Raw genomic sequence first — 407 nt, forward strand, 5'->3', positions numbered from 1 at the left:
CCTCGCCCCCGACCAGCACGTAGTCGCCGATGCTCACCTCGTCGACGGGCATCCGCTGTGCGTAGGCGTCGACGACGCGCTGGTCGATGCCCTCGTAGCGCCCGCAGGCGAACACCAGCCGCTCCTCCCCCGCCCAGGCCTGCGCGGTGGCCTGGGTGAACGGCCGCCCGGCCGGCGTCGGGACGACGAGCCGCGCGGGCGCGTCGCCGACGACGGCGTCCAGCGCCTCGCCCCACACCTGCGGTCGCATCACCATCCCCGGGCCGCCGCCGTACGGGGAGTCGTCGACGGCCTGGTGCACGTCGTGGGTCCAGTCGCGCAGGTCGTGCACCCCGAGCTCGACCAGCCCGGCCTCGATCGCGCGCCCGAGCAGCGCCTCCCGCAGCGGCGCCAGGTAGCCGGGGAAG

The 407-nt window shown here is 76.2% G+C and carries 1 pseudogene; it reads right to left on the reverse strand.

Features of this window, described 5'->3' with window-relative positions:
• Window positions 1-407, reverse strand: a pseudogene (locus tag J1M64_RS19555) (tRNA (guanosine(37)-N1)-methyltransferase TrmD); the annotation flags it as partial.

The organism is Dietzia sp. KRD202, from assembly GCF_017168155.1.
Classification (GTDB): Bacteria; Actinomycetota; Actinomycetes; order Mycobacteriales; family Mycobacteriaceae; genus Dietzia; species Dietzia kunjamensis.